This window comes from Flavobacterium sp. I3-2 (assembly GCF_013389595.1).
Lineage (GTDB): Bacteria > Bacteroidota > Bacteroidia > Flavobacteriales > Flavobacteriaceae > Flavobacterium.
Genome location: NZ_CP058306.1, coordinates 2,102,321 through 2,123,830 on the forward strand (window position 1 = coordinate 2,102,321; position 21,510 = coordinate 2,123,830).

The following is a 21,510-nucleotide window of genomic DNA, read 5'->3' on the forward strand; positions in this document are numbered from 1 at the left end:
CTTTAAAATGATTTTGCGCAAAAATGGAAGTACTAAAGCACAAAAGAAATAATAAGTATTTCACTTTATTAATTTTTTTTGCAAAGATACTAATAAAACTTTATTTAGACTTAAAACAAATAAGATTTTTGTTTAGAATGACTATGTTAAAGTTTTAAGCTCATTTATTAACTTAGATTAAGTACTTAAAAAATTAGATTTGGTAAATTTGTTATATAATATTGAAACTATGAATAGTCTATATAATTTTACGCAATCATTTAAAGTTAGAGAAAAATTACAACCGGTTTTTTTTATTGGTCACGGTTCGCCAATGAATGGTATCGAAAATAATGTTTTCTCTAATCAATGGAAAAAAATTGGTGAAAAGATGGATCTGCCGAGTGCTGTTTTAGTTATTTCTGCCCATTGGTTGACAAAAGGCACGCATGTTACAGCGATGAAAGAACCGAAAACCATTCACGATTTTGGTGGTTTTCCTCAAGCGTTGTTTGATGTACAATATCCAGCTCCTGGAAGTCCGTTTTTAGCTGGCGAAACAGCGAAGTTAATCACATCAACAAACGTTGGTTTAGATCACGATTGGGGATTAGATCACGGAACTTGGACAGTTGTTCGTCATATGTTTCCCGAGGCAAATGTTCCAGTTCTTCAGTTGAGTATCGATTACAATCAACCTGCCGCTTATCATTATAATTTAGCTAAGCAATTGTATGATTTGAGAAAACGCGGCGTTTTAATTATCGGTTCTGGAAATATGATTCATAATCTTAGAATGATTGATTGGCGTTCGATGGATGCACCAGGTTTTGGATTTGATTGGGCTATTGAATTGAATGATATTTTTAAAAAGAAAATTCTATCCAAAGACTACAATGCTTTGGTAGATTACGAAAGCTTAAGTAAAAATGCCAAATTAGCAATTCCGACACCCGATCATTATTATCCAATGATTTATAACTTAGCTTTACAATCAGATAAAGATGCCATCGAATTCTTTAACGACGATTATGTTGGAGGATCTTTGAGTATGACCTCATTCCGATTTGGATAATATTTATAATAAACACTATCTTTACTTTTCAATAAACAAAATTGAAAATGAAAAAGATAGTGTTTTTTTTATCACTTTTAATAAGTAATGTTTTACAAGCACAACCGCAGGCAATTACAGGAAAAACAGATTATAATTTTTGGATTAATCTTCCAAAACAAGAAATATTAGAAAATAAACCTCCAATTATTATTTTTCTTCACGGTAGAAGTTTATCTGGAACCGATATCAATCGTGTAAAACGTTACGGAGTTTTACGTGCTATTGAAAAAGGCAGAGATATTCCTGCAATTGTTGTAGCACCGCAATTACCTTCTGGACCTTGGAATCCTGATAAAGTAAATGAAGTTTTGGAATACGTTCAGAAAAATTATGATATTGATCCAACTCGAATTTATGTAACCGGAATGAGTTTAGGTTCTTATGGTACGATGAAATTTGTGGGTAAATATCACGATAAAATTGCCGCAGCGGTTTCTATTTGTGGCGGAGGTGAAGTTGCAGATGCTTGTAATTTAGCTGAAGTTCCGATAAAAGTTATTCACGGAGATAAAGATTTTATCGTTCGCTTATCAGAATCTCAGAAAATTGTCAATGCCATTAAAAAATGTAATGCAAATGCACCACTCGAATTTCAAATTATAAAAGGTGGAAATCACGGATCGGTAGAAAATTTATATAGAGAAGATGCTCTTTATGAATGGTTGTTTAAACATTCAAAAGCAAATATGTCTGAACTTAATTTATAAATTACGTAATAATCAATATATTTGCAAACTTAAAAATCAAAGATAAAATACATTCACATATATGAAAGCAGGAATTGTAGGCTTACCTAACGTTGGAAAATCAACTTTATTCAACTGTTTATCGAACGCAAAAGCACAAAGTGCAAACTTTCCATTCTGTACTATCGAACCAAATATTGGGGTAGTAAACGTTCCAGATCCTAGAATCAATAGATTAGAAGAATTGGTAAAACCAGAGCGTGTACAAATGGCAACTGTAGATATTGTTGATATCGCTGGTTTGGTAAAAGGTGCAAGTAAAGGTGAAGGTTTAGGAAATCAATTCTTAGGAAACATTAGAGAATGTAACGCAATCATTCACGTTTTACGTTGTTTTGATAATGACAATATTGTTCACGTTGATGGAAATGTAAATCCCATTCGCGATAAAGAAACAATTGATATCGAATTACAGCTTAAAGATTTAGAAACGGTTGAAAAACGTTTAGAGAAAGTTAAAAAAGCAGCAAAAACTGGAAATAAAGAAGCACAAGTTGAAGCTGCTTTGTTAGAAAGAATTCGTACAACTTTATTAGAAGGGAAATCGGCTCGTACGGTTGTTCCTCAAAATAACGATGAAGAAGAATTGTTAGAAGCTTTTCAATTGATTACTGCTAAACCAGTTTTATATGTTTGTAACGTAAACGAGGAAGCTGCTGTAAACGGAAACGCATATGTAGATCAGGTTAAAGAACTTGTTAAAGATGAAAATGCTGAAGTAATTATCTTATCTGTTGGTGCTGAGGCTGATATTACAGAATTAGAAAGCTACGAAGAACGTCAAGTTTTCTTAGAAGATATGGGATTAACGGAGCCAGGTTCTGCAGTTTTAATTCGTGCAGCTTATAAATTATTAAATTTACAAACGTATTTCACAGCTGGTGTAAAAGAAGTTCGTGCATGGACGATTAAAGTTGGTGATACGGCTCCTAAAGCCGCTGGTGTTATTCATACCGATTTCGAGAAAGGATTTATTCGTGCAGAAGTTATTGCTTTTGAAGATTTCTCAAATTACGGATCAGAGGCTAAAGTTAAAGAAGCCGGAAAATTAAGAGTTGAAGGAAAAGAATATATCGTTAAAGATGGTGATGTAATGCATTTCCGTTTCAACGTATAATTTTTGACTAATAACAAAAAATCCAAACTCGCGTTTGGATTTTTTTGCTTATTACTTTATTTTAATTTTAATAGGAAGTGTAAACATCGAACGTACTTTTTGACCGTTATGTTCTGCAGCTTTCCATTTTGGCATGTTTCTTAAAATGCGTTCTGCTTCTTTACCAACTCCGTATTTATCATCAACAATTTGAATGTCGGTAAACGAGCCGTCTTTTTCAACTACGAATTTTACTTTTACAACAATTTCGTTTGCGCTTGTGTTTAATTCTTGAGCTGTGAATTTTTTTGCAAAATTGTTGTAAAATTTGTCAAAGCCTTCTTTTGGTTCTGCAGTATTTTGTCTTAGGACGTAAACTTTATTATCTACTTTATCAACTGTTGTAGTAGTTTCTTTCGTGTCTGTGTTTTGACCTTCATCTCCATCTTTAGCCAAGCCAGTTTTTTCGCCATTAACTTTTAATTTACCATTTTCAGTGTCTGCGTCTGAATCTGTTAGCCCTGAATTTGTTTTATCATTAAAATCTTCTTGAGCTGTTATTTTGCCTTCGTTATTTTTTGTGATAATTGTTTCTGTAAATACTTTGTTTTCTTGTACATCTGTTCTCGCAGAGCTAGCTTCGTTTGGTTTGTTTTTAGCTTCTACAATTGGATCATCTTTTGGTTCAATTTTTGGCTCAACAACTTTAGGTTCGATTTCAGCTGGATTTAATGGGGTATTATCTACTACGATAACTCGGTCATTATCTTTGGTAGAAGCATATAAATACGAACCTCCAAAAATCAAACTCAATCCTCCGATTCCAAAAACTAAAGCTAAGGCTGTATTTTTTACATTTTCTTGTCTTAGTTTATATGCGCCATATAATTTATTGCGTCCTTCAAAAACGATATTAGACCAATCTTTTCCTAAATAATTGAAATTTCCCATGACTTTAAATTTTTAAAATTAGATTAATTGATTCTTTTGTTTTAACAATATTCTTACTAAATATTTTGTTTATATATCTATAACGTGAGTTATGTTTTGAATATTGTTGTTTTGTTTGATTTAAATTTAGTTAAAGTTTTTGGTTAAATTTTGATTTTAACATAAGTCGAATGTTAAAGTTTTAAATCAGATGATTTGTAGAATTTAAGTTTTATTAGTATTTCAGATTGAATTTTTAAATGTTTGCTTTCTTTTGAATTTGTTTTTGGATAATTCGTAAATTTGGATTTTAAATCAGTAAAATTTTACACATTATATAATGAGTCAAGAAGTAAGAAATTTAGAGCCAAAAGTACTTTGGAATAAATTCGCCGACTTAAATGCTGTGCCTCGTCCTTCAAAAAAAGAAGAAAGAGTAATTGCTTTTATGATGGAATTCGGTGAAAAATTAGGTTTACCAGTTGTCAAAGACCATGTAGGAAACGTAATTATTAAAAAACCTGCAACTGTTGGAATGGAGAATCGTAAAACGGTGGTTTTACAATCGCATTTAGATATGGTTCACCAAAAAAACAACGATACCGTTTTTGATTTTGACACACAAGGAATCGAAATGTATGTTGATGGAGATTGGGTTCGTGCAAACGGTACAACTCTTGGTGCTGATAACGGTTTAGGAGTTGCAACTATTATGGCAATTTTAGAATCAACAAATATTCCTCATCCAGCAATCGAAGCTTTGTTTACAATTGACGAAGAAACTGGAATGACTGGTGCGATGGGATTACAAGGCGGCATGCTTGAAGGTCAGATTCTTTTAAATTTAGACACAGAAGAAGATGATGAAATCGACATCGGTTGTGCAGGTGGTGTTGATGTAACTGCAGTTGCTGAATACGATGAAGAAGATACTCCTGAAGGTTCTGTAGCTTATCAAATTACAGTTAAAGGTTTAGTTGGTGGACATTCAGGAATGGATATTCATAAAGGTTTAGGTAACGCAAACAAAATCATGAACCGTTTATTATTTGACGGTTTTGATAATTTCGGATTACAGATTGCTGAAATCAAAGGAGGAAGTTTACGTAATGCTATTCCACGTGAAAGTGTTGCGAAAGTGATTATCGCACAAACTTTCGATGAAGCTTTTGTTTTTGATATGCAACAAATCGTAAATGATATCAAAAAAGAATTTGCATCTACAGAGCCTAATTTAGAAGTTGTTTTCGAAAAATTAGAAACACTACCTTCTAAAGTTATGCCTCCGGTTGCTCAGTTTTATTTTGTTCGCGCCATGTACACGGCTCATAACGGAGTTTACAGAATGAGTGCAGATTTTGAAGGTTTGGTTGAAACTTCAAACAACATTGCAAAAGTGAATGTTGGTGAAGGGAAATTATCTGTAAAATGTTTAACTCGTTCTTCAGTTGAGACGTCAAAATTTGATTTAGCAAATGCTTTGCGTTCTGCTTTTGAATTGATGGGTTGCGAAGTTGAATTTTCAGGTTCTTATCCAGGTTGGACACCAAATGCAAAATCGGAAATTTTAGATGTACTTACAGATATTTACGAAAAACAAAACGGAAGTAAAGCAAATGTAGTTGCTTGTCACGCAGGTTTAGAATGTGGGATTTTAGGAACAAATTATCCAGATATGGATATGATTTCTTTTGGACCAACTATTAAAGGAGCACATTCACCAGTTGAAAGAGCTTCGATTTCTTCTGCTCAAAAATATTGGAAATTTGTTTTAGAAATTCTAAAAAATATTCCTTTAAAATAAATAGTATTCCAAGCACAAAAAAAAAACGTCTAACTAAAATTAGACGTTTTTTTGTTATCGTTTTAAATAGGTTCCTTGGTAATTTATATTTAATGAATCCGAACATTTTGTCGCAATAGAATCTTTTGGTACATTTTCAAAGTAAATATGTGCTTCTCTAACTGTAAACAAAATTTTCATCAATTTTTGAATCGAATCTTTTTTCTCATTCAATGGAACTTCAATAATATTTTCTTTGTTTAATTTACCATTAAATTTCAACTTACATTTAGCAATTGAATCGTTTGTTAAGTAAGACGAAAGTTCGATTGAAACTTGATTTTTCTTATTTGATAAAAGTTCAAGCTTATTGTAATTTTCAGATTGATTCCCCATAAAATAAGAACCTAAATGCTGTTCTAAATCAAATGGATTAGACCTTTTAAAAGAATAGTTTTTGGCTAAATCTCCTTCAACTTCTTTTAAGTCCGAGCCAACTCTTAATATCGAATTTCCGGATTTAATTTTATAGAACAATTTCTCTCTATCAAATTTAGCTTCAAAAATAGAATCTTTTAATTTCCATGTTCCCATTTTTGTTTGTGGAAGTTCATTTCTTCCTTGGTAATAAATGGTTCTTGAGATGGTACTATCTTTAAAAATTCGAATGGTGGTTTCAATTCCAGCACAATCTGGACATGGAATAATTGCTTCAAATGAATTTGAAAAAATAGAGTCAAGTAATTCAGGCTGAATAACAACAGGAGGTTTGTCCTTGTCCTTAAAATTGCATGAAGCTAAAGTTATCGAAGCTAAAATCAGCATTAGCAAGTGTTTTCTTGAAATCATTATCTAAAGAAAATGTTAATTTATTTATACCATTACTAACAAAAATAGTTCCAAAAATCGATATTTCAAAGATAAATTTTTTAAAAATTATTTTACATAAAAATAAAATTCGTTTTATATTTTTGAATGTTCAATAAATGCTTATTTTTGCATATGCAACACAACGTACTTATTTTAGATTTCGGATCGCAATATACACAACTTATTGCGCGTAGAGTTCGCGAGTTAAATATCTTCTGCGAGATTCTACCTTTTAATCAAATTCCAGAAGATTTATCTTCTTTCAAAGCTGTAATTTTATCGGGAAGTCCATATTCTGTTCGTTCAGAAGATGCTTTACATCCAGATTTATCAAACATTAAAGGTAAATTACCTTTGTTAGCTGTTTGTTATGGTGCTCAGTATTTAGCGCATTTTAATGGTGGTGAAGTAGCTCCTTCAAATACAAGAGAATACGGAAGAGCAAACTTAGCTTTTATTAAAGAAGATGAAGCTTTCTTCGCTGATATTCCTGCCAATTCTCAAGTTTGGATGAGTCACTCAGATACCATCAAAACATTGCCAACAAATGGTGTGCGTTTAGCAAGTACGCATGATGTTGAAAATGCAGCTTATCGAATTGATGGAGAGCAAACGTATGCAATCCAATTTCATCCAGAGGTTTTTCACTCTACAGATGGAACACAATTAATCAAAAATTTCTTAGTAAATATCGCTAACGTAGCTCAAGATTTTACTCCAAACGCTTTTGTTGAAGAAACGATTGCAGACTTAAAACAAAAAATCGGAAATGACCGTGTGATTTTAGGTTTATCAGGAGGTGTTGATTCTACTGTAGCTGCAGTTTTATTAAATAAAGCTATCGGTGATAATTTATATTGTATATTTGTAAATAACGGTTTGTTACGTAAAGATGAGTTCCAAAGTGTATTAGATCAATACAAAGGAATGGGTTTGAACGTAAAAGGTGTTGATGCTTCTGCTCGTTTTTTAGGCGAATTAGCAGGTATCGAAGAACCAGAGGCAAAACGTAAAGTTATTGGTAAGGTTTTCGTTGATGTTTTTGACGATGAATCAAAATTAGTTACAGACGCAAAATGGTTAGGTCAAGGAACAATTTATCCAGACGTAATTGAATCAGTTTCTGTAAAAGGACCTTCTGCAACAATCAAATCACATCATAATGTTGGTGGTTTACCAGATTATATGAAATTGCAAGTTGTTGAACCGCTACGTATGTTGTTTAAAGACGAAGTTCGTAGAGTTGGTGCTTCTTTAGGAATTGACCCTGAATTATTAGGGCGTCATCCTTTCCCAGGACCAGGATTGTCAATTCGTATTTTAGGTGATATTACTCCAGAAAAAGTTGCTATCTTACAAGAAGTAGATGCTATTTTTATCAACGGGTTAAAAGAACATGGTTTATATAATGATGTTTGGCAAGCAGGTGCAATTTTGTTGCCAGTAAATTCTGTTGGTGTAATGGGAGATGAGCGTACGTACGAAAAAGTAGTTGCTTTACGTGCTGTTCAATCTACAGACGGAATGACGGCAGATTGGGTTCATTTACCATACGAATTTTTAATGGAGATTTCGAATAAAATTATAAACAGAGTTAAAGGAGTAAACCGAGTGGTTTATGATATTAGTTCTAAACCACCAGCAACAATTGAGTGGGAATAAATTATTTAAGAAGTCGTTGTTTTCAGCGACTTTTTTTAATTAAATGATATTTAAAATGAAAAATAAGATTAGAACTTTATTTTTATTAATGTTTACTTCTGCAGTTAGTTTTGCACAAGAAGCAAACCAAAAACACGTGGTTTCTAAAGGTGAAACGATCACTCAAATTGCAAAAAAATATCAAACATCTGTAAATGAAATATTTTTGTTGAATCCGAATGCGGTTAACGGCATCAATGAAAATCAAATTTTGATAATTCCGAACTTAAATTCAGGTGCTATGCAACATGAAGTTTTAGCACAAGAAACGGTTTTTGGTATTTCAAAAAAATATAATATTGCTATCGATCAATTGTATTTGTTTAATCCAGGTTTGAAAGAAAACGGATTAAAAGTGGGACAGAAAATTAATATTACTAAACCCAAAACAAGTTCGGTCATAAATTCAAACGAAAGTAAAGTTGTTACTTATAAAGAAATTGAAGTTAAAGAAAAAGAAACTCTTTATTCTTTAGCGGTTGAAAACAATACAACCGTAAGTGAATTGTATGAGTTGAATCCTAAATTGGAATCTGAAGGTTTAAAAAAAGGACAAATTATTAAAATTCCAAGTACTAAAAATGTTACTTCAAGCAGTACATTTTCAACGACTACTAAAACAAATTTTATTTTTGTTCAGCCAAAAGAAACAATTTACGGAATTTCTAAAAAATATCAAGTTTCTCAAGATGATTTATTGAAATGGAATCCAGAGTTGCAAAATGGTTTAAAAGAAGGTATGAAATTATACGTGCAAAAGCCACTTCCGGAAATTGAAGTTACTTTAGAACCTATTTTTGATGAACCTGTAGTAACAAAAACAAAAAGTAATAACAATGCTGTTCAGGAATTAACTTTCTTATTGCCATTTAGTCTAAAAGAAGATTCATTTTCTGATCGAACAGCTTTGAACAAACGTTTAAATTCGGATGTTTTTCTGAACATGACTTTAGATTTTTATTCCGGAGCTTTGATAGCAATAGATTCTGTAAAAGCAATGAACCTTCCAATTCATATCAAAATTGTAGATTCTAAAGAAAACAATCGTTTTTTAAATATCGAAGAGTTAAAATCACAAATAGATTTTAGTTCAACAGATGTTGTTATTGGTCCATTTTTTCAAAAGAATGTCGATGCATTTTCTGAAGTTTTCAAAAATCAAAATTTGATGATTGTATCTCCCTTGTCAACCGATGCTGGAAAACCTTACCCAAATCAAGTGCATGCCATGCCAAATAACGGAATGATCAGAACTACCATGATGGAATATTTACGTTCAAATTATGGAAATCTAATTGCTGTTGTAAATCCAAAATCAAATTCTAATAAAGAATTTTTCGCACAAAATTTCCCTGAAGTAAAATTGGTTAGTACTTCTGATACTGGTGGTTTAAGTGCATCAACCATCGAATCACAGTTTGTTCAAGGAAAAACGAATTATGTTATTTTAGATTCTAATTCAATGAAAACAGCAATTGATTTGGTTACTACTTTAAAGAAGTTGAAAGGAAAATATGATATTCGTTTGGTTACTTTAGAAAAATTAGATGTTTTAGATTCAACAGAAGTACAAATTCAAGATTTAGTTGATTTGAAATTTACATATCCTTCGGTTACCAATGATGCAACTTCGAATGTCAATAAAAAGTTTGAAGAAGCATTTAAGAAACGTTTTAACACAACACCAAATCGTTTTGCAATTCGCGGGTTTGATGTAACCATGGATGTGATTTCTAGAATGATGCAAGACGATGATAATACTGAAAATATTTTTGGTTATGGATCAGAACAAATAGAAAATAAGTTTATGTATGTAAATGAAAATGGAGGAATTTTCAATTCAGGGATTTATGTTTTATATTACGATAAAGATTTAACGATTAAAGAAGTACAGTAATGACATCGAAAGTAACATATTTAGGAAATTTAAGAACTTCGTCAACACATTTGCAATCGAGTCAAACCATTATAAACGATGCGCCAGTTGATAATCACGGAAAAGGAGAAGCGTTTTCTCCGACCGATTTAGTAGCAAATTCATTAGCTACTTGTATGTTTACCATTATGGCTATTAAAGCAACAGATATGGAGGTGAATTTAGAAGACTCGACAGCAGAAGTAACTAAAATTATGCAGGCAAGTCCACGTAAAATTGCTGAAATTAAAATTGATTTTACAATGAATATTTCTGTTGATGATAAAACCAAAACCATTTTAGAAAGAGCAGCTTTTACTTGTCCGGTTTATTTAAGTTTAAATCCGGATATTATAAAAACGATTTCGTTTAATTGGAAGTAAAGTCTTAAAACACTGTAGCTTACTGCGTACTTTGAAAAGTCGAAACTATTTAAGTGTAATAGCAATAAATGTTTTGGTTAATCAATTTGTTTCCACTTTTGAATTAAAAGACTATCATTCTCATTAAAAATAAAAACACATTTATAAATAAACAACGATCGATAGTGTAGATATATTTTCCCTTCAGAAGTGCTCTGAAAATATGGTTCTCCCCAACTTTTTTTACTTTATCAATATTTGAACCAATTGAAATTAAATTAAATTTATTATAAGTATTAACAATATAAAAAGTTGAAAGTAACAATGCTACGAAGTTTATAATTGATTTTAATATAAATTTCCTCATTATACATATTTATTTAGATGAATCATAAACTTAATCAATTAAAATTGTTTTATTTGATATTTGCTTTGCAAAAACTATTTAAGTGAAATAACAATAAATATTAACTAGACCTAAAAGAGGTTGAAAATTGGTAAATATTTAATTAAGTTCGAAGGAATAAATTTTCTTAGGACTTTTTATGTAAACTTAATAAATGATTGATGTTTATTTCTTTAATGAACATTTTTAACTAAAATTTATAAATGATGAATAAAATCGAAATATTTGAAAATGAAAGAGCTACAGGTTATGATCAATTTGTGCAAAAATGGATTCCTAATTATAATTCTTTTATAAATCAATTACCTAAACTCTTAAATAATATTGAAAAAAAAGAAATTTTAGTTGTTGGTTGTGGCACTGGAAATGAAATTGAAAAGATTGTTGATACAACTGATTTTTTAAGAATAACAGGAGTGGATCCTTCTCCAAAAATGATAGAACAGGCTGAGGTTAAAGTTGGAGATGTGGCAAATGTAAAATTAGTTACAGGTTTGGTTTCTGACCTTGATCTTAAAGAAAAATACAATGTTGCAACACTTCTTCTTGTTTTACATTTTCTAAAAGATAATGGAGATAAATTTAATTTATTGGCAGATATTGCAAAGAGATTAATTACTGGAGCCACTTTAGTGATTTTTGATATTACTGGAGATAAAAATCAAATTCAAGAAAATCTAAAAGTTCTCAGATTGCTTTTACCAGATGACATTGATAAAGAACAAATCGATTTTCGTTTAAAACGAATTGAAGATGAATTTTTTTTGGTTTCAGAAGAACGTCTTTCAGAATTACTTCAGTTAACAGGTTTTGAAAAACCAATTCGATTTTTTCAATCTTCTATTTATATAGGATGGATAACTAAGAAAATCTAATGCAATTGAAAACTTAAATTTTAGAACACCAAATTACTTTTTCATTGCGAAAATATTGCGAATTTATAATTTGAATATTTCGTATGATTTTTTTAAATTATTTAATAGTTATTACTCAAATAATCTTATCCTTAATTAGTAAAATACTTTGTATAAAATCACAAAAATTAAATATAAAGAATATTTATATTTTCACTTTAAACTATAAACAGAATTGGTAAATTTACGTTTTCAAATAAATCAAAACTTTTATGAAAGTTTTGATTTATAATTTAACGTTATGTCTCAAGAACAACAAAAACTGCTAGTAGAATTAGCGCATACAAAAATGCCTTTCGGGAAATTCGAAGGGCGTTTTCTTATAGATTTACCAGAACATTACATCGTTTGGTATAACAACAAAGGATTTCCCAAAGGTAAATTAGGTGAGCAATTGCAATTGGTTTACGAATTAAAATTAAACGGATTAGAAGATATGATTCGTAATATTCGAATAAAATATCCGAAACCTTAAATTATATACAAATCGGAATTAATTTTTTCTAAAGCCAAATTATAATTGTACTTTTGCCAAGTTTAATTAACAACAACACAACACAACAGAACTCAATTTAAAATGAAACAAACTAAGTATATTTTTGTAACAGGTGGTGTAACTTCTTCATTAGGAAAAGGTATTGTAGCAGCATCTTTAGCGAAATTGCTTCAAGCAAGAGGTTACCGTACAACCATTCAAAAATTTGACCCGTATATTAACGTTGACCCTGGAACTTTAAATCCGTACGAACATGGCGAATGTTTTGTAACTAACGATGGTGCAGAAACCGATTTAGATTTAGGACATTACGAACGTTTCTTAAATGTTCCAACCTCACAAGCAAATAATGTAACTACCGGACGTGTTTATTCTTCAGTTATTGAAAAAGAACGTCGCGGTGAATTTTTAGGAAAAACAGTTCAAGTAGTTCCGCATATTACCAACGAAATTAAAGAACGTATGCAATTGCTAGGTAAGTCTGGTGATTTCGATATCGTGATTACAGAAATCGGTGGTACAGTCGGAGATATTGAATCGTTACCATACATCGAATCTGTACGTCAGTTGTTATGGGATTTAGGTGAAAATAACGCAATTGTGATTCACTTAACTTTAGTTCCGTATTTAGCTGCAGCTGGTGAGTTAAAAACAAAACCAACGCAACATTCAGTTAAAACTTTAATGGAAAGCGGTATTAAAGCTGATATTTTAGTTTGTAGAACGGAGCATGAATTATCAACAGAAATACGTCAAAAATTAGCAGCATTCTGTAATGTAAAAACAGAGGCGGTTATTCAATCAATCGATGCGTCAACAATCTATGAAGTTCCTAACAACATGTTAGCTGAAGGATTAGACCGTGTAGCATTGAAAAAATTAGATTTACCAGAAAAATCGTTACCAGATTTAGTTAAATGGAATGATTTCTTACATAGATTAAAAAATCCAAAACATACCATCAATATTGGTTTAGTTGGAAAATATGTTGAATTACAAGATTCTTACAAATCAATTTTAGAAGCATTTATTCACGCTGGTGCTGAAAATTTAGCTAAAGTAAATGTGGTTTCGATTCATTCAGAATCGTTAACTGTGAAAAATGTAGCTGATAAATTGAAAAATTTAGACGGAGTTTTAGTTGCTCCAGGTTTTGGTTCTCGTGGAATTGAAGGTAAAATTGAAGCTGTTCGTTACGTTCGTGAAAACAAAATTCCGTTTATGGGAATTTGTTTAGGAATGCAAATGGCAGTTATTGAATATGCAAGAAACGTCCTGAAATTCGAAAATGCAAATTCTACAGAAATGAATGACAATACACCTTATCCGGTTATTACGTTCATGGAAGAGCAAAAAACAATTACAGATAAAGGCGGAACGATGCGCCTTGGTGGATGGGATTGTGAAATTAAAGAAGGAACTAAAGCTTACGAAATCTACGGTTCTACTTTAATTAACGAACGTCACCGTCACCGTTACGAATTTAATAATACCTATTTAGATGAGTTTGAAAAAGCAGGATTAATTGCTTCGGGAGTTAATCCAGAAACAAGATTGGTAGAAATCGTTGAGATTAAAGACCATCCTTTCTTTGTTGCTGTTCAATATCATCCAGAATATAAAAGTACTGTTGCAAATCCGCATCCATTATTTGTAAGTTTTATTAAAGCAGCAGTAAATAAAAAATTAAACGGATAAAAAAGAGAGGTACATCCTCAACATTATTTGAAAATTAAGTAATAATTAAATGGAAGAAAAAAAATTAGACAAGAGTAGTTTAATTGGAATGGGATTACTCGCTGGACTTTTATTTTGGATGGTTTCTGGTGGTTTCGGAAAAGAAGACGTCAAACTTGAAGAAGAAAAACAAAAGACAGAAAATGTTGATACCAAAGCAATGGAAGTTGCTGAAATTTTTGATGGTGCACCTACAGATTCATTAGCGACTGCAAAATATAAAGCTGCATTAGGAGATTTTGCTTATAGTGCTACTTTACCAGCTGCTTATGATGAAGAAGTTGTTGTAGCTACAGATGTTTTAACAGTTACTTTTTCAAATAAAGGAGGATATATTAAAACTCTTGAGTTAAACGGAATTCATGCAATTTCTAAAGACTCTAAAGAGATTGTTACTTTAATTAAGGACAATAACTCTAAATTAAATTTAAAATTCCAAACGAAAGACAATCGTGTTTTCAATACCAAAGATATGTTGTTTGAACCAACTGTTTCTAAAGAAGGTGAAAATACAATTGTTACCATGCGATTAAAATCGTCTGCAAATGCGTTTTTAGAATATCGTTATGTAATTAAACCAAACAATTATATGTTAGATTTTACTGTAAAAACAGTTGGTTTAGCTAATGTAATTAATGGTTCAAATCCAGCAGATTTAGATTGGCAATTAAAAGCATATCGTAACGAAAAAAGTATTTCTTATGAAAACAGATATACTGAAATGGTTTACGAATACGAAGGTGATAAAGACCATTATTTAAGTGCATCAAGTGCAACTGATGAAGCTACAGAAAAAGATGTAAACTTTATTGCATTTAGACAACATTTCTTTACTTCAATTTTATTGACAGATACTACGTTTAAAACGGCTGTTTTAAAATCTGAAAACTTAGTAAAAGACGAAGAAGTTGACACGGTATTTACTAAAAATTTCCAAGCAAGCGTTCCATTAGAATTCAAAGGTGGTGAGTTAAACTACAATATGAATTTATATTTTGGACCAGCTTCTTACGATATTTTAACAAAATACGAAGGTAAAAATTTAGATAAAGTTATGCCACTTGGTTGGGGTATTTTTGGATGGATTAACGAATATGTATTTATTCCAGTTTTTGGAATTTTAGCTTCGTTCTTACCTTACGGAATTGCTATTATTGCTTTAACGATTTTAGTTCGTTTGGTAATGTCGCCAATTACATATAAATCGTATGTTTCTCAAGCTAAGATGAAATTGATTCGTCCTGAGATAAATGAAATCAATGAGAAATATAAAGACGATGCTATGAAAAAACAGCAAGAAACAATGAAGTTGTATTCTGCTGCAGGCGTTAATCCAATGGCTGGTTGTTTACCAGCTTTGGCTCAAATTCCAGTTTTCTATGCGTTGTTCCAATTCTTCCCATCAGCGTTTGATTTAAGACAAAAATCATTCTTATGGGCAGACGATTTATCATCATACGATAACATCATTCAATTACCATTTAGAATTCCATTTTATGGAGATCACGTAAGTTTATTCCCAATCTTAGCTTCTATTGCTATTTTCTTCTACATGAAAATGACAACCGGAGATCAACCTCAAATGGCACCGCAAGAAGGAATGCCAGATATGAGTAAGATTATGAAAATCATGATTTACATTTCTCCATTAATGATGTTGTTCTTCTTTAATAATTATGCATCAGGATTATCTTTATACTATTTTGTTTCAAACATGATTACAATTGCAATTATGTGGACAATCAAAAATAAGATTGTAAACGATGATAAATTAAAATTAAAAATGGAAGAGAATAAAACGAAGGCAAAACCTCAAGGTAAGTTCCAGCGTAAAATGCAAGAGATGATGGAGCAAGCACAAGCAGCTCAAGAACAACAAAAGAAAAATAAAAAGTAATTCTTTTTTTAAGTATATTTAACAGCCCTGATTTTTATCAGGGTTGTTTTTTTTGGATGAAATATTAAATAATATTTTCGAGTTAAATTTTTAGATATGAAAAAAGTTTATAAAAATATAATTTGCTTCAGTTTGATTCTATTTAGCAGTTTTAATGTGTTTGCTCAAGATACAAATCGTACGGGAACTAATGGAAAACGCGAAGGAAAATGGATTGGATATTATGAAGGAACAAATAATAAACGTTACGAAGGTGTTTTTGAAAACGGTATCGAACAAGGCGTTTTTGTTTTTTATGACGATTCGCCAAGTGCAAATATCATTGCCAAAAGAGATTTTTCAAAAGGAAATGGAATTGCATTTACAACCTTTTATGATACAAAAGGAAAAAAAGTAAGCGAAGGTAATTTCAAAGGAAAAGAAAAAGATGGAAAATGGATTTATTTTCATATCGATGGCAAAACAATTATGTCCGAAGAAAATTATGTAAACGGCAAATTAGAAGGAATTCGTAAAGTGTATTATAAGTCGGGAATACCTTCAGATGAAATGAATTATAAGAATGGTGTTTTAGAAGGTAAATTGTTTAAATATGCAGAAAATGGTCAAGTAATTTCAGAAGAAATTTATGTGAACGACTCCAAACATGGAAAAGCAATTTATAGAAATGCTTCAGGAGTTATTGTTGAAGAAGTAGATTTCGATAACGGACGAATAATCAAGTCTAATAAGAAACCTTAAATTGCTCTTAAAAGCAAAGTAGATTTCGATAGAATTATCGTAATTTTGCGTTTCAGTTTTTTAAAATGAAAAAAAGAGTAGTAGTAGGCTTATCGGGTGGAGTAGACTCTAGCGTAGCCGCTTATTTATTAAAAGAACAAGGATATGAAGTGATTGGGTTATTCATGAAAAATTGGCATGATGATTCGGTAACCATATCAAACGAATGTCCTTGGCTTGAAGATAGTAATGATGCCTTAATGGTTGCAGATAAATTAGGAATTCCTTTTCAGACTGTAGATTTAAGTGAACAATATAAAGAACGTATCGTTGATTACATGTTTAATGAATACGAAAACGGTCGTACACCAAATCCAGATGTTTTATGTAACAGAGAAATTAAATTCGATGTTTTCATGAAAATTGCTTTAGAGCTTGGTGCGGATTTCGTTGCAACCGGACATTATTGTCGTAAGCAAACACAGATTATCGAAGGTAAAGAAGTTCATAGTTTAATGGCAGGAGTTGACCCAAATAAAGACCAATCGTATTTTTTATGTCAATTGTCGCAAGAACAATTAGCAAAAGCATTATTTCCGATTGGAGATTTGTTAAAACCTAAAGTTAGAGAAATTGCAGCAGCAAATGATTTGATTACTGCCGAGAAGAAAGATTCACAAGGTTTGTGTTTTATTGGAAAAGTTCGTTTACCAGAATTCTTACAACAACAACTTAAACCAAAAGCAGGATTTATTTATGAAATTTCCAACGATAATTCGGTTTTCAATAAAGATGAAAAAGTTTATGATTCTTTAGAAGAACAATTAATTGCCGAATCAACTTCTGTTCGATATAATCCAGAATTGGGTAAAAAAGTAGGTAATCATAACGGAGCTCATTATTATACCATTGGACAACGTAAAGGATTAAATGTTGGTGGAACGGTTGAGCCGTTGTTTATTATTGGAACCGATGTAGTTGAAAATGCAATTTACACAGGTCAAGGAAGTCAACATCCTGGATTATTCAGAAAATCTTTGTTTGTTAAACCAGAAGAAATTCATTTTATTCGTGAAGATTTGATTTTAAAAAATGGCGAATCAATGGATGTTATGGCGCGTATTCGTTACCGCCAGCCACTTCAAAAAGCTACGCTACATAAATTTGAATCGGGAATGTATGTTCAGTTCAATGAATATCAATCTGCAATAACCGAAGGACAATTTGTTTCTTGGCATTTAGGCGAAGAATTAATTGGTTCAGGAGTTATTTCAAAATTATAATGTATTTTTGTTTATATATTAATTAAGTCAAACTAATTTAGTTTGACTTTTTCTATTTTAAATCAATGAAAAAAATATTTAGTTTTGGATTGTTGTTGATTTTATCAGCTTGTAAAACTTACGAAATACCAGTTGAGAGTTTTAGTGAACAATTTAAAAATGTACAACAAGTAGAAAAAATTATTGCAATGCATGGTCCAACTATGTTTGCTTATTCTGAAGTTCCAACCTTAGTTAATAATCTTGATTCGATTCGAGTAATAGATAAAAAAGGACAAGTTTTATATTTAGAAAATGCACCTTCGCTTATTATACGTTTTTTTGATGTAAACAATAAATATTATACGATGTATTTTGATTCTGTTTTATTGAAAAATGATACATTAACAGGAGATCGATCTCGTATGCTGAACGGTTGGTTATATGAAATCCCCTTTTCAAGTATAAAAAAGATAAAAATTCAAGACGATAAAAAAATCTATAAATACAAACCAAAAAACGATAAAAAAAATGAATAGAATAACACAACTCTTTAATATAAAATATCCAATTATTCAAGGTGGAATGATTTGGAACAGCGGTTATAAATTAGCTGCTGCAGTTAGTAATGCTGGTGGATTAGGTTTAATCGGGGCAGGTTCAATGTATCCTGAGGTTTTGCGCGAACATATTCAAAAATGTAAAAAAGCTACAGATAAACCTTTTGGAGTTAATGTTCCGATGTTATATCCAAATGTCGAAGAGATTTTAAATATTATCATTGAAGAAGGTGTGAAAATTGTTTTTACATCTGCCGGAAATCCAAAAACATATACTTCATTTTTAAAAGAAAAAGGTTTAACAGTGGTACACGTGGTAAGTTCAACAAAATTTGCCTTAAAAGCGCAAGAAGCTGGTGTTGATGCTGTAGTAGCTGAAGGTTTTGAAGCTGGAGGACATAACGGACGTGAAGAAACAACAACGTTAACTTTAATTCCGATGGTTACTAAAGATGTTTCTATTCCGGTTATTGCAGCTGGTGGAATCGCAACAGGAAAAGGCATGCACGCAGCTATGATTCTTGGTGCAGAAGGAGTACAAATGGGAACTCGCTTTGCAATGACAATTGAAAGTTCAGCACATGATAATTTTAAAAATCTACTTACGCAAGTTAAAGAGGGTGAAACACAATTAACATTAAAAGAATTAGCGCCTGTTCGATTAATAAAAAATGAATTTTTTAATCAACTACAAGAAGTTTACGCAAAAGGAGCAACTGTTGAAGATTTGAAAACGGTTTTAGGTAGAGCTCGAGCAAAGAGGGGTATGTTTGAAGGGGATTTGATTGAAGGTGAGTTAGAAATTGGTCAAATTGTTGGTTTATTAGATGAAATTGAATCGGTAGCCCTGGTAATGAAGGGGGTGGTTGATGAATTTAATGAGTCTGTTAAAAACAACATTGTTTTTTAAAATGTAAATAAAGTAAAAAAGCTCTATATTAATAGAGTTTTTTTATTTAAAGTTGGTTTTATTTATTTTATTCGTAATTAATATTTAAAAAAAAAGCGGTATTTTTATAGAATCAAACAAAAAAAGAAAATACATCATGAGTTATTATAAAATTGGTGACTTAGAACAATATTTTAAACACTATAAAAAATCTGTTAGAGAGCCTCGTAAATTTTGGGGTAAAATTGCTGAAGAAAATTTTGTATGGTATCAAGCTTGGGATAAAGTATTTGATTTCGATATGGACAAACACGAAATTAAATGGTTTACGGATGGTAAACTTAATATTGTAAAAAACTGTATTGATAGACATTTATCTAAAAGAGGTGATAAAACTGCTTTAATTTTTGAACCTAATGAAGTGAGCGAAGCTACTCAGGTCATTTCATATAACGAGTTATATGTACGTGTCGCTAAAATGGCTAACGTCTTAAAATCTCAAGGAATCGAAAAAGGTGACCGCGTTTGTATTTATTTACCAATGATTCCTGAACTTGCTGTTGCAATGTTAGCCTGTGCTCGAATTGGAGCTATTCATTCAGTTATTTTTGCTGGTTTTTCTGCAAATGCCATTAAAACGCGAGTTGAAGATTGCGAACCAAAAATGATTATCACTTCAGATGGTGGATTTCGCGGAGCTAAAACGATTCAATTAAAAGCGGTTGTTGATGAAGCTATTCAAAATATAAGTTGTGTTGAGAAAGTTTTGGTTGTGAATCGTACAAATGAATCTGTCCAAATGAAAGAAGGACGTGATTTATGGTTAGAACCACTTTATCAAGAAGCAGAAGAATCTCACGTTGCTCAAATTATGGATTCAGAAGACCCTTTGTTTATTCTTTATACTTCTGGTTCTACCGGAAAACCAAAGGGAATGGTTCATACAACAGCAGGTTATATGATTCAAACAGCTTATACATTTAATAATGTTTTTGATTATAAAGATGAAGATATTTTTTGGTGTACTGCTGATTTAGGTTGGATTACTGGACACTCATATATTTTATATGGTGCATTGTTAAATGGTGCAACCACAGTTATGTACGAAGGCGTACCGTCGTATCCAACACCAAGTCGTTTTTGGGATATTATAGATAAACATAAAATCACACAGTTCTATACAGCTCCTACTGCGATTCGTTCCTTAATGACAGAAGATTATTCTTTTATAACAGGTCACGATTTAAGTTCGTTACGAATTCTTGGGTCAGTAGGTGAGCCTATAAACGAAGAAGCTTGGCACTGGTTTAATGATTTTGTTGGAAAGAAACGTTGTCCGATTGTAGATACTTGGTGGCAAACAGAAACAGGAAGTATTTTAATTTCTCCGTTAGCTTATGTTACACCAACAAAACCAACTTATGCAACGCTGCCAATGCCTGGAATTCAAACAGTTTTAATGGATGATTTGCAAAATGAAATTACAGGAAATCAAGTTATGGGTTCGTTGTGCATCAAGTTTCCTTGGCCTTCAATGGCTCGAACTATTTGGAACGACCACGAACGTTATGTTCAAACTTATTTTTCTGAATTTCCAGGAACTTATTTTACTGGCGATGGTGCGTTGCGTGATGAAGTAGGGTATTACAGAATTACTGGTAGAACCGACGATGTTGTAATCGTTTCGGGTCATAATTTAGGAACAGCTCCAATTGAAGATGCAATCAATCAACATCCTGCAGTTGCAGAAAGTGCCGTAGTTGGATATCCACACGATATTAAAGGAAATGCGCTTTACGGATTCATCACTTTAAAAGTTGAAGGAACAACGCGTGACCGAGATAATGTAAAAAAAGAAATCAATCAGTTAATTGCGTCGCATTACGGACCAATTGGTAAATTAGATAAAATTCAGTTTGTAGAAGGCTTGCCCAAAACACGTTCTGGTAAAATTTTACGTCGTTTGTTACGTTCAATTGCTACCGATAGATTAGATACTTTTGGTGATACATCAACAATGATTAATCCTGAAGTAGTTCAAGGAATTATTGACGAAAGACAATAATATTTAATCCCAGTGAAAGCTGGGATTTTTTGTTTTATAAATACGATTTATGTATTTTTGATAAA

Annotated in this window: 18 protein-coding genes; 16 read left to right on the forward strand and 2 right to left on the reverse strand. The window is 31.5% G+C overall.

The window, feature by feature from the left end; all coding sequences use genetic code 11:
- The first annotated feature begins 229 nt into the window (after positions 1 to 229).
- From ygiD to ychF, 3 genes are all read left to right on the forward strand, one after another.
- Positions 230 to 1,054 carry a 4,5-DOPA dioxygenase extradiol gene (gene ygiD / locus HW119_RS09890; protein ID WP_177763948.1) on the forward strand — a complete coding sequence of 275 codons (825 nt, stop codon included), beginning with the start codon at positions 230 to 232 and terminating at the stop codon, positions 1,052 to 1,054.
- Positions 1,055 to 1,101: 47 nt separating this feature from the next.
- Positions 1,102 to 1,803 (forward strand): prolyl oligopeptidase family serine peptidase, encoded by a 702-nt coding sequence (locus tag HW119_RS09895; RefSeq protein ID WP_177763950.1) that lies wholly within the window; start codon positions 1,102 to 1,104, stop codon positions 1,801 to 1,803.
- A gap of 61 nt (positions 1,804 to 1,864) precedes the next feature.
- Positions 1,865 to 2,959, forward strand: a complete 1,095-nt coding sequence (gene ychF, locus HW119_RS09900) for a redox-regulated ATPase YchF (RefSeq protein ID WP_177763952.1) — start codon at positions 1,865 to 1,867, stop codon at positions 2,957 to 2,959.
- A gap of 51 nt (positions 2,960 to 3,010) precedes the next feature.
- Here the strand turns inward: ychF and HW119_RS09905 are convergent, their stop codons facing one another.
- Positions 3,011 to 3,889 carry an energy transducer TonB gene (locus tag HW119_RS09905; RefSeq protein WP_177763954.1) on the reverse strand — a complete coding sequence of 293 codons (879 nt, stop codon included), beginning with the start codon at positions 3,887 to 3,889 and terminating at the stop codon, positions 3,011 to 3,013.
- A 319-nt stretch (positions 3,890 to 4,208) separates the two neighbouring features.
- Here HW119_RS09905 and HW119_RS09910 point away from each other — a divergent pair, with 319 nt between their 5' ends.
- Entirely contained in the window at positions 4,209 to 5,672 is a 1,464-nt protein-coding gene (locus HW119_RS09910) for an aminoacyl-histidine dipeptidase (protein WP_177763956.1), read from the forward strand.
- Between the two features lie 54 nt (positions 5,673 to 5,726).
- Here HW119_RS09910 and HW119_RS09915 read toward each other — a convergent pair whose 3' ends face one another.
- Positions 5,727 to 6,476, reverse strand: a complete 750-nt coding sequence (locus tag HW119_RS09915; protein WP_177763958.1) for a copper resistance protein NlpE N-terminal domain-containing protein — start codon at positions 6,474 to 6,476, stop codon at positions 5,727 to 5,729.
- A gap of 177 nt (positions 6,477 to 6,653) precedes the next feature.
- Here HW119_RS09915 and guaA point away from each other — a divergent pair, with 177 nt between their 5' ends.
- The 12 genes from guaA to acs all read left to right on the forward strand — a co-directional run bounded on the left by guaA (position 6,654) and on the right by acs (position 21,445).
- Positions 6,654 to 8,183, forward strand: a complete 1,530-nt coding sequence (gene guaA / locus HW119_RS09920; RefSeq protein ID WP_177763960.1) for a glutamine-hydrolyzing GMP synthase — start codon at positions 6,654 to 6,656, stop codon at positions 8,181 to 8,183.
- 55 nt (positions 8,184 to 8,238) lie between these two features.
- Positions 8,239 to 10,119 (forward strand): LysM peptidoglycan-binding domain-containing protein, encoded by a 1,881-nt coding sequence (locus tag HW119_RS09925; protein ID WP_177763962.1) that lies wholly within the window; start codon positions 8,239 to 8,241, stop codon positions 10,117 to 10,119.
- A complete protein-coding gene (locus HW119_RS09930) occupies positions 10,119 to 10,520 on the forward strand; it encodes an OsmC family protein (protein WP_177763964.1) in 402 nt (133 codons plus the stop codon). The genes HW119_RS09925 and HW119_RS09930 overlap by 1 nt, the downstream gene beginning before the upstream one ends.
- A gap of 588 nt (positions 10,521 to 11,108) precedes the next feature.
- Positions 11,109 to 11,780 carry a class I SAM-dependent methyltransferase gene (locus HW119_RS09935; RefSeq protein WP_255497857.1) on the forward strand — a complete coding sequence of 224 codons (672 nt, stop codon included), beginning with the start codon at positions 11,109 to 11,111 and terminating at the stop codon, positions 11,778 to 11,780.
- A gap of 280 nt (positions 11,781 to 12,060) precedes the next feature.
- Positions 12,061 to 12,294 (forward strand): DUF3820 family protein, encoded by a 234-nt coding sequence (locus HW119_RS09940; protein WP_177763966.1) that lies wholly within the window; start codon positions 12,061 to 12,063, stop codon positions 12,292 to 12,294.
- Between the two features lie 102 nt (positions 12,295 to 12,396).
- On the forward strand, positions 12,397 to 14,013 hold the full coding sequence (locus tag HW119_RS09945) for a CTP synthase (RefSeq protein WP_177763968.1): 1,617 nt from the start codon (positions 12,397 to 12,399) through the stop codon (positions 14,011 to 14,013).
- A gap of 49 nt (positions 14,014 to 14,062) precedes the next feature.
- The gene (gene yidC, locus HW119_RS09950) at positions 14,063 to 15,949 is read left to right on the forward strand and encodes a membrane protein insertase YidC (RefSeq protein WP_177763970.1); all 1,887 of its coding nucleotides are present in this window, start codon (positions 14,063 to 14,065) and stop codon (positions 15,947 to 15,949) included.
- A 96-nt stretch (positions 15,950 to 16,045) separates the two neighbouring features.
- Entirely contained in the window at positions 16,046 to 16,690 is a 645-nt protein-coding gene (locus tag HW119_RS09955; RefSeq protein ID WP_177763972.1) for a toxin-antitoxin system YwqK family antitoxin, read from the forward strand.
- Positions 16,691 to 16,755: 65 nt separating this feature from the next.
- The gene (gene mnmA / locus HW119_RS09960) at positions 16,756 to 17,952 is read left to right on the forward strand and encodes a tRNA 2-thiouridine(34) synthase MnmA (protein WP_177763974.1); all 1,197 of its coding nucleotides are present in this window, start codon (positions 16,756 to 16,758) and stop codon (positions 17,950 to 17,952) included.
- A gap of 65 nt (positions 17,953 to 18,017) precedes the next feature.
- Positions 18,018 to 18,470, forward strand: coding sequence for a hypothetical protein (locus tag HW119_RS09965; protein ID WP_177763976.1), 453 nt, complete (start codon positions 18,018 to 18,020; stop codon positions 18,468 to 18,470).
- On the forward strand, positions 18,463 to 19,401 hold the full coding sequence (locus tag HW119_RS09970) for an NAD(P)H-dependent flavin oxidoreductase (protein WP_177763978.1): 939 nt from the start codon (positions 18,463 to 18,465) through the stop codon (positions 19,399 to 19,401). Before HW119_RS09965 ends, HW119_RS09970 begins: the two co-directional genes overlap by 8 nt.
- Positions 19,402 to 19,537: 136 nt before the next feature.
- Positions 19,538 to 21,445, forward strand: coding sequence for an acetate--CoA ligase (acs, locus tag HW119_RS09975; protein WP_177763981.1), 1,908 nt, complete (start codon positions 19,538 to 19,540; stop codon positions 21,443 to 21,445).
- The last annotated feature ends 65 nt before the right edge of the window (positions 21,446 to 21,510 follow it).

Excerpts from the sequence above, each read along its gene's own strand:
- ygiD (WP_177763948.1), top strand. The coding sequence starts at position 230 with ATGAATAGTCTATATAATTTTACGCAATCATTTAAAGTTAGAGAAAAA.
- HW119_RS09895 (WP_177763950.1), top strand. The coding sequence starts at position 1,102 with ATGAAAAAGATAGTGTTTTTTTTATCACTTTTAATAAGTAATGTTTTA.
- ychF (WP_177763952.1), top strand. The coding sequence starts at position 1,865 with ATGAAAGCAGGAATTGTAGGCTTACCTAACGTTGGAAAATCAACTTTA.
- HW119_RS09905 (WP_177763954.1), bottom strand. The coding sequence starts at position 3,889 with ATGGGAAATTTCAATTATTTAGGAAAAGATTGGTCTAATATCGTTTTT.
- HW119_RS09910 (WP_177763956.1), top strand. The coding sequence starts at position 4,209 with ATGAGTCAAGAAGTAAGAAATTTAGAGCCAAAAGTACTTTGGAATAAA.
- HW119_RS09915 (WP_177763958.1), bottom strand. The coding sequence starts at position 6,476 with ATGCTGATTTTAGCTTCGATAACTTTAGCTTCATGCAATTTTAAGGAC.
- guaA (WP_177763960.1), top strand. The coding sequence starts at position 6,654 with ATGCAACACAACGTACTTATTTTAGATTTCGGATCGCAATATACACAA.
- HW119_RS09925 (WP_177763962.1), top strand. The coding sequence starts at position 8,239 with ATGAAAAATAAGATTAGAACTTTATTTTTATTAATGTTTACTTCTGCA.
- HW119_RS09930 (WP_177763964.1), top strand. The coding sequence starts at position 10,119 with ATGACATCGAAAGTAACATATTTAGGAAATTTAAGAACTTCGTCAACA.
- HW119_RS09935 (WP_255497857.1), top strand. The coding sequence starts at position 11,109 with ATGATGAATAAAATCGAAATATTTGAAAATGAAAGAGCTACAGGTTAT.
- HW119_RS09940 (WP_177763966.1), top strand. The coding sequence starts at position 12,061 with ATGTCTCAAGAACAACAAAAACTGCTAGTAGAATTAGCGCATACAAAA.
- HW119_RS09945 (WP_177763968.1), top strand. The coding sequence starts at position 12,397 with ATGAAACAAACTAAGTATATTTTTGTAACAGGTGGTGTAACTTCTTCA.
- yidC (WP_177763970.1), top strand. The coding sequence starts at position 14,063 with ATGGAAGAAAAAAAATTAGACAAGAGTAGTTTAATTGGAATGGGATTA.
- HW119_RS09955 (WP_177763972.1), top strand. The coding sequence starts at position 16,046 with ATGAAAAAAGTTTATAAAAATATAATTTGCTTCAGTTTGATTCTATTT.
- mnmA (WP_177763974.1), top strand. The coding sequence starts at position 16,756 with ATGAAAAAAAGAGTAGTAGTAGGCTTATCGGGTGGAGTAGACTCTAGC.
- HW119_RS09965 (WP_177763976.1), top strand. The coding sequence starts at position 18,018 with ATGAAAAAAATATTTAGTTTTGGATTGTTGTTGATTTTATCAGCTTGT.
- HW119_RS09970 (WP_177763978.1), top strand. The coding sequence starts at position 18,463 with ATGAATAGAATAACACAACTCTTTAATATAAAATATCCAATTATTCAA.
- acs (WP_177763981.1), top strand. The coding sequence starts at position 19,538 with ATGAGTTATTATAAAATTGGTGACTTAGAACAATATTTTAAACACTAT.